A 15,461-nucleotide genomic window follows, 5' to 3' on the forward strand; every position below is an offset into this window, starting at 1 on the left:
CAAATCATCGCGTCCATCGGCAATTTACGCCGTCTTAACGTCGCAACGCCCTGAGAGTCTAGACAAGATTGAATTAACTCAGGTTCTAACACATCTGCTAAGCAGGTGAATTCGGTTAGGCGGGTAATATGAGTACGGGCGAGTGCTTCTGAGAGTTGCATAAAAAATCCGATGACATGAGGTCATCGGATTTTGATCTTTTCAGCGAGATCGTCAAGCGATCTGTCTTAACTGATCGGCATTAGGCTACCGAGAGGTTATTTTTATATTGGCCTTCGGCCGAAAGCACGCCACTTTTATAATAGCTTCTAAATAGACCTTCCCTGAGTCCCTTTTCAAGATAGATCTCAAGGGCGAGTTGACCATTGTCATGATACCAAAGGGCCATGCCTTGTTCTTTACCATCCTCAAAATAGATTTTTTCTTCAATTTGACCATTGGGATACCATTTTACATGTTCGCCATGTAATTGGCCTTCGGTATTGAAGGGTTCACGCCATGCAGGCTTACCTGAGTCGTAAAATTCTTCAATGACTTTGCCCGTCACATCGTTAAACACTTTTTGTTTAATCGCTCCATTGGGATGATACCAAACGGCTTCATATTCATAGCCTTGGTTGTAATATCTTTCAGCTTCTAGTGAACCATCAGGGTAATATTGTTTTTCAATTCCGTGGATAACATCTTGCACTAAGGGCCGGATCAGCTGTATTTGTCCAGATTCATAGTAGCGAGTTAACGTATTGATATAATAGCCATTGCTATCTTGTTCGGCGGTTTCTTTAAGCTGACCATTGCCATAAAAGTATTGAATAAATTGACCTTGGGGATGGCGATCTTCTATTTGATTGATCTTGCCCTCATGGTCATACCACGTTTGTGTTCCAAGTTGCTGATCATTAATAAAGTTGCCTTCAAATAACAGGGTACCTAGGGCATTAAATTGGCGGGTCACGCCATTACGTTCGCCAAAATAGTTTGAATCGACGGCTTGGGTAAGCCCTGGGCTTTGGGTGATGATTCTAAGTATACCCGCACCATCTTCAGCAGTGAGTTGGTGAAAAGTGCGGTGCAGTTGGCCTGTTAGGCTGGCGTAATCTTGAATATCGCCTTGCACTATATTGTCAGCATCGAGGGTAAAGTGGCTTATCAATAATGCATCGAGATTGTTAAGCTCAACTTGCCACAACGCCTTTATTTGGCTGTTCTTTTTGGGGGTGATACTGCACACTTTTACCTTGTCGAGCCAAAAGTGCTGCTCGGGGAAAGGGAATTGATTGCTGATTTCGAGGCGGTCGAATTCGGTATGGTGGAATTCGCAGCATTCATTGGCGTTTTCCCAGCCCAAGAGTTCTATGACTTGGGGCGTATCGTAGTGATAGAGAGTTAAGCCGTGGTCGGCATTTTCTTCGCAAGAAGCTGCGTCTGCCTTTGTCGCATGGATTTTTAAGCTGAAGTAGCGCTGGAATAGCGGTGCAGCGACTGACGGCTCCTGCGTTAAATCTTGTTCTTGGCTGAGTGTTTGTGATTCAGTTTGAAGATGAATGTCTTTTGGATCGCGGCTAGTTTGGTTTGAGGGAAATAACTTGGCTTTGAGTGCGCGAAACAACGACATTGGGGGAAATCTCCATATCCATATGTAAAACGATAGGCTTATCTGAGGGATACTCATGGCAACTGAGTATTTCTGTGCGCATATCATAGCGGTTTATGGATTCGTTTCTCAATGCTTGATTGCTCAAAATACCGTTTAATCAGAGTGGCACATTAATAAAAGCAGAGGAATAAAGACAAAATGCTTGATAACTTTTTTGCAAAATTACCCACAGATTTATCGGCCGAAGTGTTTGAAAAACTGGCGGGTAATGACACTGTGACCGTAGAACGCATCGTTTCCAATGGGCAAGCTACGCTCGAAGCTCAATGGTACGATCAAACTCAACATGAATGGGTGATGCTGCTCAAAGGCGAGGCGACGCTTGAATTTGAACAAGGTGAACCCGTTACGCTAACTCCAGGTGACTATTTAACGATTTCGCCACATCAAAAACATCGAGTCGCTTCGACTTCTATAAGTTCAGAAACCCTATGGCTCGCGGTATTTTACGATTGATGAGGGTTAAGGCTACAGGTTAACGATTCTGCCATAGCCAACTGGGCGTATTGAGTAAGTCTTGGCCTTGGATCTGCGTTTGGCCTAAGGTTTTGTCTAAGGCCAAGGTATTGCAGTGTTCAAATTGGCTTAAGGCATTAATAAGCCGATTTGCATGGGAAACCACCCACAACTGGCACTCTTCCGATACCTTAGCGATTAAGCGTGCAAGCGCAGGTAATAAGTCGGGATGTAGGCTAGTTTCTGGCTCATTTAACACCATAAGCTCTGGCGGTCTTGGGGTCAGTAGGGCGGCGATTAACAGCAAATAGCGCAGGGTGCCATCCGACAATTCACTGGCATTGAGTGGCCTTAATAAACCATGCTGATGAAATGCGAGCACTAAAATGCCGCCCTCTTGAGGTTCGATTCGAACCTCAGCACCGGGAAACGCATCGCTGACCGCATGATCAAAAGCCGTTTTATCACCTATCTCAAAAATGGTTTGAATTGCTGATGCAAGGTCGCGCCCATCGTGGTGCAATACTGGCGTGGCTGTACCTAATTGTGGACGACGGGCAGGCGCTTCTGCATCGGTTCTGAAGTGATCGTAAAAGCGCCATGCGCGGATACTATCGCGAAGCTTTAGCACTTCAGGGCAGTGCTCTGGATCGGCAAGTTCGGTAAAAATACTGTCGCCGTTTTGCAGGTGTGCGCCTAAGGTTATCCAGCCTTGTCCGTCAGCAGTGCGACTCTTTACCATAGGACCACGGCGCTCAACCAATACAGTTGAGGGCCGATACTTAGGCCCGTTCCAAATGGCTTCGCGCTTGATTTGTGGATCTAAGCCAAACAGCGTGGTGGCGTCGGGTTTGGGTAAACCGAGTTCAATAAGATAGCTAAAATCTTCGCCAGCAAATCCAAGCTTTAGGCGTTTTGGCGCTTGCCTGACGGTGGCTTCAATGGCGGTGTCGCCCGCTAGCATACTTTTGGTGGGGTTTTCTGGTCCCGCCCAAAAGCTGGAGTCGAGTCCGCCTTCTTGGGCTAAAGCATTGACAACGCCGCCTTGCGCCGTTTGTGCGAGTAAACGTAGTGCCTTGTATAGATTCGATTTACCACTGCCATTTGCCCCTGTGATCAAATTGAGTTGCCCTAGGGGCAAGACGATTTCACGCAGAGAGCGATAATTGAAAATAGCGAGTGTGGTCAGCATAGAATATCCAAGACTGAAATGAGCTGATAAGCCAGTAAATTTATCGACAAAGTAAATTAAACATGACGATAAAACAATGGCATTTACAGTAGCACTTTGTTGAGCACTCTTTGCCAGTTACCACCCATAAAACGGTCGCGGTCAGTAGATTTAAAGCGCGCCTTGGCTAAGGCATCGTCGATACGGCTCATGCGATCGATATGATTCAGCTCGGGGATCACTACATGTCTGGGCTCTGCATCAAAACCTAGCACGCCTTTCGCCCTCAGGCTGTACCACCATTCTTGATATTCTTTAATGCCTTTGGCGTTGTCATTACCCAGTGCCAGTAGGTTTTCTTGGCCTCGGAGCGGGAAGTCATTAGCGATTGCCACGCAGTCCACTCCACCAACACGCATAACGTATTCCAGTTGTCGAATATAATCATCAATCGTGGGCACGGCATTATTGGTAAGCCAGAAACTCATCATAAATACGCCGAATACGCCGCCGCTATCGCCGATGGCGCGGATCACTTCATCGGGGGAACAACGGGCATGGTTTACTATACCGCGCGCTGCGCCGTGGCTTTGCACTATGGGTGATTTAGTGATTTTTGCGATATCTAAAGCGGTTTGAGCGCTGGAGTGACTCACATCGACTAAGATATTGGCGTGATTGAGTTTGGCGATAAGCTCGTGCCCGTGGGCCGTGAGTGGTTTATTGAGTCCGCCACTGGCATCATTATCTAAGGCGCCACCGGCAAAGGTATTGCCGTAATGGTGGGTGAGTTGCAGTACGCGTAGCCCTTGTTGATGAAACTCATCTACCCGCGCCCACTGGTTAGCTTCACTGTCTTCTTCGACACAATCTGCGCCTTGGATTTGAAAGTATACCGCAGTGCGCTGGCTGTCGCGGGCACGTTGAATATCTCGTCCCCTCAGGCCTTGCAACAAAATATCGGGATGATCGCTCACCCGTTTAGCGGCCTGCTTAATGCTTTCCATACAAGCTTTATAAGTGCGTTTGTAGTTTTGAGTGCCATCGGCTTGTTCTATGGTCTCAATAGCCGAAATATCGCAAAGATAGGCATCGAGCTTAGCGGCGGTTACATCACTTAAGTCATCGGGTAGGAAAGATAAACCATCGACATATATCCGCCTTTGTTGGGCGGCAAAGCTAGGTAAACTGGCGAGTGGACTTAACAGAGTTGCTGCGCCAAGACCTTTAAGGAGTGTACGACGGTAGTGATTGACTGCCTTGATGGGCATGCTCGGTTCCTATCAATAACGCAAATGTAACTTCTTTATACCTTTTTAGGGCGTAGAAGTCTTTGATTAAATCCCTTTTTTGGCCTTTGCCCCTGAGCTAGAGTTGTGATTATTTGTTGTTGCCGAGTGGTTTCAATTATCGCTTGTCGCAGTAAATGAAAACCCTCGGGTTATGATTATCGAGTGGCTTCAACCATTGCTTTTGCCAGTGAGTTAAGGCCGTTGGTGCGTGATGGGCTGAGCTGACCTTCTAGGCCCAATTGTTTGAAGTAAGCTGTAGGATCAAATGCTTGGATTTCAGCGCGACTTTTGCCATGGCAGGCACCAAGCAATAATCCGATCAATCCCTTAACGATGCGGGCATCGCTGTCGGCTAAATAATAGTGCCTGCCAGCCTGTTCTAGATGATAAATCCACGCATCACTCTCGCAGCCTTTGACCTGAGCGGCCTCGATGCGAAGCTCAGGGCTTAAACTTGGTAAGTCTTTCCCTAGCAACATAATTTGGCGATATCTTTCCTGCCAGTTAGGTGCATTGGTAAAACGCGCCAGTAAGGTTTCGGCATCTTGCACTAAATAGTGAAAATCGGCCTCATTTGGCATAGGCATGATTGAATCTGTCATAGGGCTAAATCCTGTCTCACTTATTTTGAGCATCGTATGAGTTGGGTAGAGCAGTGGCTAAATGCTGGATTACAGCAGCAAGTCTTTTACCGAGGCTAACGCGGCAATAAAGCGGTCGATATCGTCTTTATTGGTGTAGATACCGATAGAGGCACGGCAACAGCCCTTAAGATTCAGGCTCTGCATTAATGGCATGGCACAATGATGGCCACAACGAACGGCAACCCCTTGTTGGTCCAGCAAAATGCCTACATCTTGGTGATGTTCACCGGCAAGATTAAAGGCGACGACGCCGATATTGTCATCAAAGGCGCCGTATAAATGCACTTCACCGAGCGCGCGCAATTGGCTTTGTAAATAGTTAACTAGTTCAGCTTCATAAGCTTGAACCTGCGGCATGAGTTCGGTTTGTAAAAATGTAATGGCCGCACCCAAACCTATGACTTCAGCAATCGGCGGCGTGCCCGCTTCTAAGCGATTCGGCAGGTTGCCAAATTCTGTCGCTTCAAAACTCACGCGTTTAATCATCTCGCCGCCAGTTAATAGTGGCGCGAGACTATCTAACGCGTCGAAACGGCCGTAAAGCACGCCAACACCAGTGGGACCATACATTTTATGCCCTGAGAAGACGTAAAAATCACAATCGATTTCAGTCACATCCAACGTTAAATGCGCAACTGCCTGTGCGCCATCAACTAAGGTGATAGCACCTTGTTTTTTCGCTAACTGCACTAGCTGAGCCACGGGATTGACTGTACCTAGGGCGTTGGAAACATGGCACAGGGCGACGATTTTAGGCTTTAACTCGAGCAAGGTTTTATAGGCGTTGATATCTAAGCGGCAATCCTGACAGAGCGGGATTGGTTTAATGATTGCCCCTGTGCGTTTCGCCAGTTCCTGCCAAGGCACGATATTGGCGTGGTGAGCGGCGGCGTCGATTAATATCACATCGCCAGCATTTAATTGGGTAGTCAGCCCAAAGGCGACTAAGTTGATTGATTCTGTGGTGCCGTGGGTAAAAATGATTTCTTCGCGGCGTTTTGCCTTCAAAAATTGCTGCAACTGATCGCGCACTTTCTCATAGCTTAAGGTCGAACGCGCTGATAACTGATGCGCTGCACGGTGCACATTGGCATTGTCGTTGGTGTAAAACTGTGCCATGGCATCTAACACCATTTGCGGCTTCTGGCTGGTGGCTGCTGTGTCGAGATAACATAGGGGATAACCATCAAGCATTTGATTTAACGCTGGGAATTGCGACCGAATCTGAGCATTTTGCTGATATGCTTCAGATGAGCCAAGTGTCACTGTGGTATCAGGCATAGCATTCGCCGAGGCATGGGATGTTTCAATGTCAGCCATTGTATTCGTCGCTGTGTTAGTCACAGTATTTGGCGTAGGCGATGCAGGTTGAGTCATGGGCGAGGCTAAGGGCAATGAAAAAGGCCATGGGATCTTCTGTGATCTGCCATGTGAATGCAAGTTTTAGCGGTTTGTTGAGGCGTTGGTATCGGACAGTGGTATTGAACGCCTAATTTCACTAAGGTCTGTTCAAACTGTTGCCTAATAGATATTTCGCACGCCTTAAACGGTTTTAGACTCTAACGCATCATTGAGCTTAGCTATGATGCGATTTTTCTAATGTTTAAGTTTTTCTTTTAAATTCAGCTAATACTTTACGCTTAATTCATCCACCGAAAGTTAAAACTCCGACTATCCTAAATTGGACGTCCTTCGTTGTCAGTGTTTTGCTGGAGAGTAGTTTTATGGTGAAGCTTTTAAAAGACTTACGGATTAAACATAAGATGATCGCCCTCGTTGGGGTGATGTTAGTGCTGATCTTGATTTTGTCTGGATTTAGTTTGTTGAAGATGCAGCGTGTATCGGAGGAAATTCAAGCCATTGCAGAAGAGAATCTTCCGTTAGTGAGATTATCAACTGACGTCACCATTAAGCAGCTTGAAAGCTCTGTCATTTTAGAAAAAGCGTTTCGTGCCGCGGACATTGAAACCGCATCGAGCCAGCAAATTTTAGTGGCTTTTATTGCGGATGTTATCAAGCACAATGAAGACATTAGCAAGGAGTTACTCTCGACTCAGTCTATGCTCAATGAGGCATTAAAAGAGGCTGAAAATCCGCAATTACATGAAAAAACTCAGCAGTTAAATCAAGAGATTGGCACTATTATTCAACGTTTTGGTAATTATGAAGCCCTGCTTACCACTGTGATTACTGGAATACAGCAAAAAGAAGAACCTGCAGCCTTGGCTAAGCGGGTTGAATCTTTAGAGATTGCGCAAAACGAATTTAATACTGAGCTGAGGCAATTCGTTGAGCGTTTAGAGCAAATGACCCAAACTGCGGTTTCTGTGACTGAGGAAGAAGAACTCAGGGCGATTTATGGCTTAACGATTATTTCGATAGTGTCTTTAGTCATAGGATTATTGATTGGCATCGCTTGCAGTCAATACATGGTCAAATCTATCAATCGGTTACGTAATTCTGCCGCCATGATGGAAAAGGGCAACTTTAACCAAGAGTTACGTGTCGATTCCAAGGATGAATTAGGCGAACTTACCGTCAGTATGAATCAAATGGCGTGGACCTTAAGTAAAACTGTTGGCCAAGTGATTGCTCGAAGTGAAGAAATTGCCTCTATGGTGACTGAGCTTAATGCGGTGGCCGAGAATAATCGTGAGGCTATGTTGAGGCAGCAGGATAACACTGACCAAGTCGCCGCCTCTATGACCCAAATGGCAGCAACGATTACTGAAGTGGCGAGTAGTGCAGAAACCGCTTCGTATTCAGCGGGACAAGCCGAGCATAAAGTGAAAGAAAGTTGTGAAGTTGTCGATGCGAGCGAAAAAATCTCGAAGCAGTTGGTTGCCAGCGCCCAGTATTCAAATCAACTTATTCAACAGGTTCAGGCAAGTACGGGAAAAATCCTCAACTTTGTTTCAGTGGTCGATGCGATTGCGGGGCAGACGAACTTATTAGCTTTGAATGCATCGATTGAAGCGGCACGGGCGGGAGATCAAGGTCGTGGTTTTGCTGTCGTTGCCGAAGAAGTGCGGGCATTGGCAACGCGCAGTCAAACGGCCACGCAGGAGATCAGCGATCTTATCCAAACACTCGTGAAAGATGCCAAATCTTCAGTCGAATCCTTCGCCAATAACGATAAGCAAATCAGTGAGTCATCACTGCTCGTTAATCAAGCCAAGCAACACTTATTTGAGATTTTAGATGCGTTGACTGAACTGACTCAGGCTAATACTCAAGTCGCGACCGCCAGTGAGGAGCAAGCCGTGACCGCCGAAGATATTAGTGAGCGCATTAATGCGATTCGTGATTCGGGTGAATTGGTACTCAGCAGCGCTAACGAAACCGCGAAAGCCAGCGAGTCACTGTCTAAGCAGGCGAATTCATTGAGGGAAACGATGCAGCAGTTTAAGGTGCGAGTTGTTTAAATGTATTTGCCCATAATTCAGTGTGCCAACGACTGACAGCGGTTAACTTAACTGCGCCACTTCATCTTAGCTTGAGCCTCATTTGTGTCTTAACTCAATGTGAGGTGTGTGTATCCCCAAACAATTTGAAGATGCAGGATTCAAGTTGTTTGGGATATAGGTCTCTCTTGTTATCCGACACACAATTGCCGTAAAAATGATACTGGTTGTGCAGTGACTTGCAACAAACTGTTGTAATATGTAGCGCTAAATAACGACTAAAAATGTGAATTAAATGGGCATGCGTATTCTTTGGCTTCTTGTGTTAACGCTGAGCATTCTTCCTAGAACCGCTGCAGCATCAGATATTGCGAGCAGTGTTACTGGAGGAGCTAATCGCCTTGCAGACGGCGGTGATTTTGAGCTGGGCATGAGTGTTTACGGAATTAATCAAGTCGATGTTCGGCAAACGGATTCAGGTTCTGCACAGTTGTCGCTGTTAGTCAGTGGCATGTACCAGTACAAAGGGCTGTTTGTTGAGATGATCCATCAATCTCAAGATGGCATTAATTTGGGATTTAATCTTTGGAGCTCAGAGGATTGGTCATTAGAACTGCTATTGGCTAACTTGCAAGGTTCATGGTCCCGTCCTGATGTGGATCCCAGTACGCTGGATGAAGCTGGCCGCAATGCTTATCTACTATCGGAAGATTCTCTCTATATTGGTGCCGGTTTTCGTGCCACACGTTATTGGGGCGATAACTATGTTTTTCAGTATAGGTTAGTATCTGATTATTATGATGATCAAGGTATTCAAAGTTCTGCAAGATTGGGTAAGTCCTGGCAGGTTCGTAATTGGAATTTTCACGTATTGGGGAGCGTAGGTTACTCATCTGCCACCTTGAATCGCTATCTTTTTGGGATCAGTAAGGAAGAAGCCACTGAACGCTTTCCTGAGTATCGGCCGGATAGCTCTTTCAGTTACGGCATGGAGTTAGGAGTTGCTTATCCGCTGAGTGAAAATTTTGTCTTTCGGGCTATGTATCGCTTCAATGTGTTATCCCAAGAAGTGACCGACAGTCCCTTCAATCAAGCGAGTTATACATCGTATTTTAATGCTTCTCTTAGCTATGTATTTTAGGAGGAGGGCATGAACCGATTTAATCCATTGTTAGCGGTAGTGATGCTGAGCGCGCCTTTTTTGGCTTGGAGTCAGGATGATGCCGTTATTTTTACCGCAACCCCAGAACGCTGCATTGCACTGCATAAAGGGCAAACTTGCTATCAAGATGTATTGTTCCGATGGCAGACACCCGCGAGCGGCGAGTACTGCCTCATACTGACAGACCGTCAGCACCAGTTAACCTGCTGGACTGGCAAAGCTTTGCAAGAATATCAATATAGTTTTGAAGGGGATAAAACGGCGACTTTTAGTCTTATCCGTAATGATGATGTGCAACCGCTCGCGCAAGTTAAAGTGGTCGTGACATGGGTTTATAAGGCCCCTAAACAGAGTCAGTCTGGTTGGAGGTTATTCTAATATGTCAGTTGCAAAGCATATCTTAGTCGTAGAGGACGATACCTCACTGGCAGAGTGGATCAGTGATTATTTACTGGATCACGGTTACGGGGTGACGGTTGCCAGCCAAGGCGACTTCGCCTTAGAGATGATAGCCGATGAGATGCCTGACTTAGTGCTACTCGACGTGATGATGCCCGTTAAGAATGGCTTCGATGTGTGTAAGGAGGCCAGGGCATTTTATACTGGGCCCATTTTATTTATGACCGCTTGCGTTGAGGACGGCGATGAAATCCGCGGGTTAGATGCCGGTGCTGATGATTACCTCACTAAGCCGATTCGACCACAGGTGCTGTTAGCGCGGATAAAGGCCCTGTTACGCCGAGTGAGTGATGAGGAGCAAAAGCAGCAATTAGTGTTTGATTCTTTAGTGTTAAATGCGACGGCAAAGTCAGTCACCATTGATAAACAGCCGCTGGATTTGAATGCCAATGAGTTTGATGTTTTGTGGCTGCTGGCATTGAAGGCGGGCACGATAGTGAGTCGCAATGAATTGGTGGCTCAACTGCGGGGCATTGAATACGATGGCCTAGACCGCTCGGTGGATATTCGCATATCGCGCTTACGCAAGAAGTTGCAGGAAGCGTTGAGTCAGCCCTATAAAGTCAAAACCATTCGTGGCAAGGGATATTTGTTTTGCCGCGATGAGGCCGAGCAAGCTTTATGAAGAAGTTAATGACTTCTCTGGTGCTGGTCGTGCTGGTGGCCATTGCCAGCCTAGGCTGGTCGATAAGTGAGTTTGCAACACTTATTGATCCTGATAATGAAACGCCTAGCCCAGCAACTCACCTCGCGGCATTAAAACTGCTGGGCGGTTCACTGGCGCAAACGTTAGATAACGATCCCGCCCCTAATAATGCGTTTATAGACAACTGGAATCAGCGAAATGCAGATCAATTGTCTTTGGTGAATGAAGCGGATTTTGTCTTACCTTCAGCCCTAAAAACAGAGTTTTATTCAGGGGAATCATTACTGCTGGAGTCCGATGATGGCATCTCTTTGCACTATTTATTGCCTAAAACGGGTCAGGTGCTGAATATCAATACCCAGATAGTGACGCCAGCCGATGTGAGTTTTAACGCGAATAAGCTGTATACCATGCTTTTTTATGGCGGTGTGGTGGTGATTTTATTGGTGTGGGTGTCTCCTTTAATCCGCCAACTGGTTAATCTCAGTAAGGTGACTCAAGCATTTGGTATGGGAGAATTACAGCAGCGAATTGTGGTCAGTAAAGCGTCCTATATAGGCACAATAGAAAGCGAATTCAATCGCATGGCAGATCGCATCCAGCAATTGATCGATGACAATAAATTGCTTAGTCGGGCAGTTTCCCATGATTTAAAAACTCCGATTGCGCGGCTGCGATTTGGTATTGCGGCGTTAGAAGAAACCCAAAGCGAACAACTTAGGGTGAAGTATTTTCAGCGATTGAACCGCGATCTGGACACTATGGAAGAGTTGGTCATGACACTGCTCAGCTATGCCCGTCTCGATGAGGCGAATATCCAACCTGATTGGCAACCTATTGAGCTTAATACTTGGTTGCTGGAAAAGTATCAAGGCCAAGTATACTCAGGGTTTTCAGTGGAACTCATCACCTGCCCAATACCGTTGAACATCAAAACAGATCCTAAGTACTTGTCAATGCAGGTGAATAACTTGCTCAGTAATGCGCTGCGTTTTGGCCGTGCCAATATCCGGCTGATGTTGGCATCGGAAGATGGGATTGCGTGGTTACACGTTGACGATGATGGCCCTGGCATAGATGAACAGGAATCTGCTCAAGTGATTAAACCTTTTGTGCGTGGTCAGCATAGCCGCGGAAATTCCGGTCATGGCATGGGTCTGGCGATTGTCGATAGAATTGGTTGTTGGATGGGTTCCCCATTACGTATTGGCCGTGCTCCTGACTTGGGTGGGGCTCGCATGTCACTAAAATTCAAGGCTGAAGTTTAAAGTTGGGGTTTAATACGATTGGTGTAATGCGAGGTTTGAGTCGTTTTTGTCTGTTTCTTTAACATGAGCTGAAGCGAGCAATGCGGCTAAATCTGCGTCATCTAATCTGCTGTGTTGATTTAGAGACAGAGGCGGAATGACTCAATTCACTATACGAATGAGTGCCTAACGAATTGGTGCTAAACAGGGGGGATTTATAAATAAAACGCACCAGCCTTGATACCTAACGAGAATCTAGACTGGTGCATTTTTGATGAGCAATTAACTTTTCACATTGACATTGTTAAGTATGTAATCTGTTTCATAGATGCGGGAATTCGCATTTTCTGGCTTGCTATGTAAACCTGTGACTTCGACCATGACAGAGGTTTCTTGATTCATCGTCGAACTCCCCCACAAGATATCCTTACTCGCGCTCGCTCCTACTCCAAACTGGCCAATTGCATCACGATCGGTTTGTTCGTGAGTAAAAGTGAAGTAGTTATAACCCGCTTGTTTGCATAACTCTGCTGACTTACGCATGACGTACTTTCGGGCCAATGCGCGGTCAGTGTTGGTATTGCCAACAAAGCTTATCTGCCAGCTATCGGGTGCAATCTGTGCGGTTTCAAATCCTTTACCGAAAGACCAAAATTGCTTTTCGGTATCGTAGGAAGTGGCACAAGCTGAAAGCATCAGAGCTAATCCAGCACATAAAAACGTTTTTCTGATAAGTGTCATGGTCTTGTCTCGTCAGGTTGTTTAGAAGCTATAGTTCACGCCCAGGGTAGTAACCCACTGGTTGTTACTGTCTATTAGCGGAGAGTCAGCCATGTTGGCACCTATGTGCGAGTAACCAGTGGCTTGAGTAATATCTAAATGCTTAGTGACTGGAATAACCAAAGCGTAGCCTAGCTTATATGCAAAGGTGCCGTCGGCTTGATAGGCAGGACGCTGCGCCGTAGCTTCAGATGATGTCACACCTGTGTAGTAGTTTGCGAAGTCTTTACTGAAGTAGTGCACACCTGCATAAGGCACCAGATCACCGAAGCCTACATTTATTGGATGGTAATAGGTGATATCAGCCTGAAAACCATCATAAATATTGGTGACATCGTGTTGGAATTTAGTTGATAGCGTGCCATTTCCTAAATGAATGTCGGCGTTTAAACCCAGATCGCCACTGAACTTGCGATCCTTCATGCCCGTTAAAATATCCGCATCATCGGCATCAAAGCCAGGATTGGCAACGGCAAAGATACTGAAATTAACGGCACTATCGTTCGTGCCTAAAAAGCGGTAGTTGATGCCGGACAGATCGGCGTTGAAGTCTTCACCGTGGTAGCCGCCATTGAGGTAGGCACCTGTTTGGTGATCTTGACCCTTATAAAACTGACTACCAGTAGCAACACCTGCGCCAGCAAAGAACTGATCTTGATGACTATAGATATTACCGTTACGAATGTAGGTATTGCTTTCAGCAAGAGCGTGGCTTGACATCAAAACACTTGTGATTACAAAGCAAAGTTTTTTCATTTTTTGATCCTTAAGACATCTGTCTAGTGACTGTGATGCCACTATATTTCACTTCTTAAAAGGACTCTGTATCCGAATGTAACCTAGACCATGTATCGCAGCCTTCTCGCATCGTCTGGCGCTGGTGAGCTCGTGGAGCTGAAGACAATGACCTTTTGCTAAGCCGGAGGGATAAGATAAACAAGACTAGGTCATAGATAGCTTTGATTGAATAGAGGAGAGGGGGCAGTGATGAGGTGATATAAAGGTAAAAAGTTATGCCTCTAAAGCTATTTGAAATCAATAGCATCAGGGGGATTTGACCCGATGCTATTGGTAGTCATTCAAACACCTCGCCGACTAAGCCTAGGGGCTAAGGACAAGGTAATCTAAATTGATCGGACAGTTGGTTTAATCGCACTAATAGCTCTGGCGATAAGGTGACTTTTAAACTGTCGATGTTTTCTTTCAGTTGATATAAGTCGGTGGCGCCTATGATATTGGAGCCGACAAACTTACGTGAGTTAACAAAAGCTAACGCCATTTGTGCGGGCGTGAGTTTGAACTCGCGGGCCAAATCTACATAGGCTTTTGTTGCCTCCAGAGCCATTTGCGAACCTGTATAGCGGGCGAAACGCTTAAACAAGGTCAGGCGCGCGCCTTCAGGCCATTGGTCGTTGCAATATTTTCCCGTCAAGGCGCCAAAGGCCAGTGGTGAATAGGCCAGTAATGGCAAGTTTTCGCGGTGACTGATTTCGCTCATGCCGACTTCGAAACTGCGATTAAGCAAGTTATAGGGATTTTGCACACTCACAATACGCGGCAAGCCATGTTTTTCGGCGAGTTGCAGGTACTTCATCAAGCCCCAAGGCGTTTCGTTCGACACCCCGATATAGCGCACTTTACCTTGGCGGATCACTTCGGCTAGCGCTTCTAGGGTCTCGAGGATCGGCGTTTGATGCTCATGCTCTTGTTGATCGTAAAACAGTTCACCAAAGAAATTGGTATTACGGTCAGGCCAATGGATTTGATAAAGGTCGATAGTGTCTATTTGGAGACGTGCTAAAGACGCATCGACCGCTTGGTGGATGTTGTTCCAGTCCAGCGCCATATTTTTGCGAATGTAATCACTTTTACCCCCCGGTGCGGCAATTTTAGTGGCGATCACTAAGTCGTCTCGGTTACCGCGGGCCTTAATATATTGCCCTAGGATACGCTCGGTTTCCCCTTGGGTCTCCGGCTTAGGTGGTACGGGATACATTTCCGCCGTATCGATAAAGTTGATGCCATTGCCTATGGCGTAGTCCAGCTGTGCAAACGCTTCGACTTGGGTATTTTGTTCGCCCCAAGTCATAGTGCCCAAACAAATTTTACTGACCTCAAGATTAGAATGCGGTATGCGTCTGTATTCCATCTATTTCTCCTACGGAAACTCTCTTAGTTTGAGGCTACCAAGCTTTTGCTGTAAAGCAAAGGTTAAACCATAGGTTGAAATGTTAGTGCGCTAAAAATAGCCAGCAAGTTTAGCCATCCTGCCCCATTTTGAGGCATGCCATTGGTTGAAGTTTGTTCGCTGAGTTGCTCTTTTAACGGTTTTAGCGCTTTACTGCACTGAAATGGAGATTTTTGCTTATTTTTGTAAACCTTAGGTACTACTAAATCAGTAATGACGTATTTATGAATAAATTGTTATAAAACTACATTTGCAGATTACAGTAAGTAAGGATGTGAATCTGCGTCACAAAATTGCGTAAATTTACGTATCTAACTTACGAATTTGCAGCGGAATGTGACGCCAATATCGGAAT

14 protein-coding genes and 1 pseudogene are annotated in these 15,461 nt (G+C 46.0%); 6 read left to right on the forward strand and 9 right to left on the reverse strand.

Going from position 1 to position 15,461, the window contains the following annotated elements; genetic code table 11:
• Together L5M18_RS09305 and L5M18_RS09310 are read right to left on the reverse strand one after the other, a co-directional pair.
• Nucleotides 1-161 (reverse strand): transposase domain-containing protein (locus tag L5M18_RS09305; RefSeq protein ID WP_263196282.1); only part of this gene is annotated, 161 nt, incomplete at its 3' end.
• A gap of 83 nt (nucleotides 162-244) precedes the next feature.
• Nucleotides 245-1,615, reverse strand: a pseudogene (locus tag L5M18_RS09310) (toxin-antitoxin system YwqK family antitoxin); the annotation flags it as partial.
• Nucleotides 1,616-1,795: 180 nt separating this feature from the next.
• On the opposite strand from L5M18_RS09310, the gene L5M18_RS09315 reads away from it, so the two are divergent.
• Nucleotides 1,796-2,113 carry a cupin domain-containing protein gene (locus tag L5M18_RS09315; protein WP_263196678.1) on the forward strand — a complete coding sequence of 106 codons (318 nt, stop codon included), beginning with the start codon at nucleotides 1,796-1,798 and terminating at the stop codon, nucleotides 2,111-2,113.
• Nucleotides 2,114-2,132: 19 nt separating this feature from the next.
• Here L5M18_RS09315 and L5M18_RS09320 read toward each other — a convergent pair whose 3' ends face one another.
• The 4 genes from L5M18_RS09320 to L5M18_RS09335 form a co-directional block, all read right to left on the reverse strand.
• Nucleotides 2,133-3,305, reverse strand: a complete 1,173-nt coding sequence (locus tag L5M18_RS09320; protein WP_263196679.1) for an AAA family ATPase — start codon at nucleotides 3,303-3,305, stop codon at nucleotides 2,133-2,135.
• An 83-nt stretch (nucleotides 3,306-3,388) separates the two neighbouring features.
• Nucleotides 3,389-4,555, reverse strand: coding sequence for a dipeptidase (locus tag L5M18_RS09325; protein WP_263196681.1), 1,167 nt, complete (start codon nucleotides 4,553-4,555; stop codon nucleotides 3,389-3,391).
• A 176-nt stretch (nucleotides 4,556-4,731) separates the two neighbouring features.
• Nucleotides 4,732-5,178 carry a SufE family protein gene (locus L5M18_RS09330; protein WP_173246655.1) on the reverse strand — a complete coding sequence of 149 codons (447 nt, stop codon included), beginning with the start codon at nucleotides 5,176-5,178 and terminating at the stop codon, nucleotides 4,732-4,734.
• Between the two features lie 69 nt (nucleotides 5,179-5,247).
• Complete coding sequence (locus L5M18_RS09335) at nucleotides 5,248-6,597, reverse strand: cysteine desulfurase (RefSeq protein ID WP_131523710.1); 1,350 nt, start codon at nucleotides 6,595-6,597, stop codon at nucleotides 5,248-5,250.
• 347 nt (nucleotides 6,598-6,944) lie between these two features.
• Here L5M18_RS09335 and L5M18_RS09340 point away from each other — a divergent pair, with 347 nt between their 5' ends.
• The 5 genes from L5M18_RS09340 (at nucleotide 6,945) to L5M18_RS09360 (ending at nucleotide 12,159) form a co-directional block, all read left to right on the forward strand.
• Nucleotides 6,945-8,645, forward strand: coding sequence for a methyl-accepting chemotaxis protein (locus L5M18_RS09340; protein ID WP_263196683.1), 1,701 nt, complete (start codon nucleotides 6,945-6,947; stop codon nucleotides 8,643-8,645).
• A gap of 280 nt (nucleotides 8,646-8,925) precedes the next feature.
• Nucleotides 8,926-9,765 (forward strand): MipA/OmpV family protein, encoded by an 840-nt coding sequence (locus tag L5M18_RS09345; protein ID WP_173497927.1) that lies wholly within the window; start codon nucleotides 8,926-8,928, stop codon nucleotides 9,763-9,765.
• A 9-nt stretch (nucleotides 9,766-9,774) separates the two neighbouring features.
• The gene (locus L5M18_RS09350; protein ID WP_173497302.1) at nucleotides 9,775-10,164 is read left to right on the forward strand and encodes a DUF3019 domain-containing protein; all 390 of its coding nucleotides are present in this window, start codon (nucleotides 9,775-9,777) and stop codon (nucleotides 10,162-10,164) included.
• A gap of 1 nt (nucleotide 10,165) precedes the next feature.
• Nucleotides 10,166-10,870: a response regulator transcription factor gene (locus L5M18_RS09355; protein WP_105250123.1), complete on the forward strand. Its 705-nt coding sequence runs from the start codon at nucleotides 10,166-10,168 to the stop codon at nucleotides 10,868-10,870.
• Nucleotides 10,867-12,159: an ATP-binding protein gene (locus L5M18_RS09360; RefSeq protein WP_263163808.1), complete on the forward strand. Its 1,293-nt coding sequence runs from the start codon at nucleotides 10,867-10,869 to the stop codon at nucleotides 12,157-12,159. Before L5M18_RS09355 ends, L5M18_RS09360 begins: the two co-directional genes overlap by 4 nt.
• Nucleotides 12,160-12,420: 261 nt before the next feature.
• Here the strand turns inward: L5M18_RS09360 and L5M18_RS09365 are convergent, their stop codons facing one another.
• The 3 genes from L5M18_RS09365 to L5M18_RS09375 all read right to left on the reverse strand — a co-directional run bounded on the left by L5M18_RS09365 (nucleotide 12,421) and on the right by L5M18_RS09375 (nucleotide 15,067).
• Entirely contained in the window at nucleotides 12,421-12,879 is a 459-nt protein-coding gene (locus L5M18_RS09365) for a CC0125/CC1285 family lipoprotein (RefSeq protein ID WP_219234438.1), read from the reverse strand.
• Between the two features lie 21 nt (nucleotides 12,880-12,900).
• Nucleotides 12,901-13,674 carry an outer membrane protein OmpV gene (gene ompV, locus L5M18_RS09370; protein WP_168824821.1) on the reverse strand — a complete coding sequence of 258 codons (774 nt, stop codon included), beginning with the start codon at nucleotides 13,672-13,674 and terminating at the stop codon, nucleotides 12,901-12,903.
• A gap of 352 nt (nucleotides 13,675-14,026) precedes the next feature.
• Nucleotides 14,027-15,067, reverse strand: a complete 1,041-nt coding sequence (locus L5M18_RS09375) for an NADP(H)-dependent aldo-keto reductase (protein WP_263196688.1) — start codon at nucleotides 15,065-15,067, stop codon at nucleotides 14,027-14,029.
• Nucleotides 15,068-15,461: the final 394 nt, after the last annotated feature.

Origin of the sequence: Shewanella sp. SM20 (assembly GCF_025654545.1) — a bacterium.
Classification (GTDB): Bacteria; Pseudomonadota; Gammaproteobacteria; order Enterobacterales; family Shewanellaceae; genus Shewanella; species Shewanella oncorhynchi.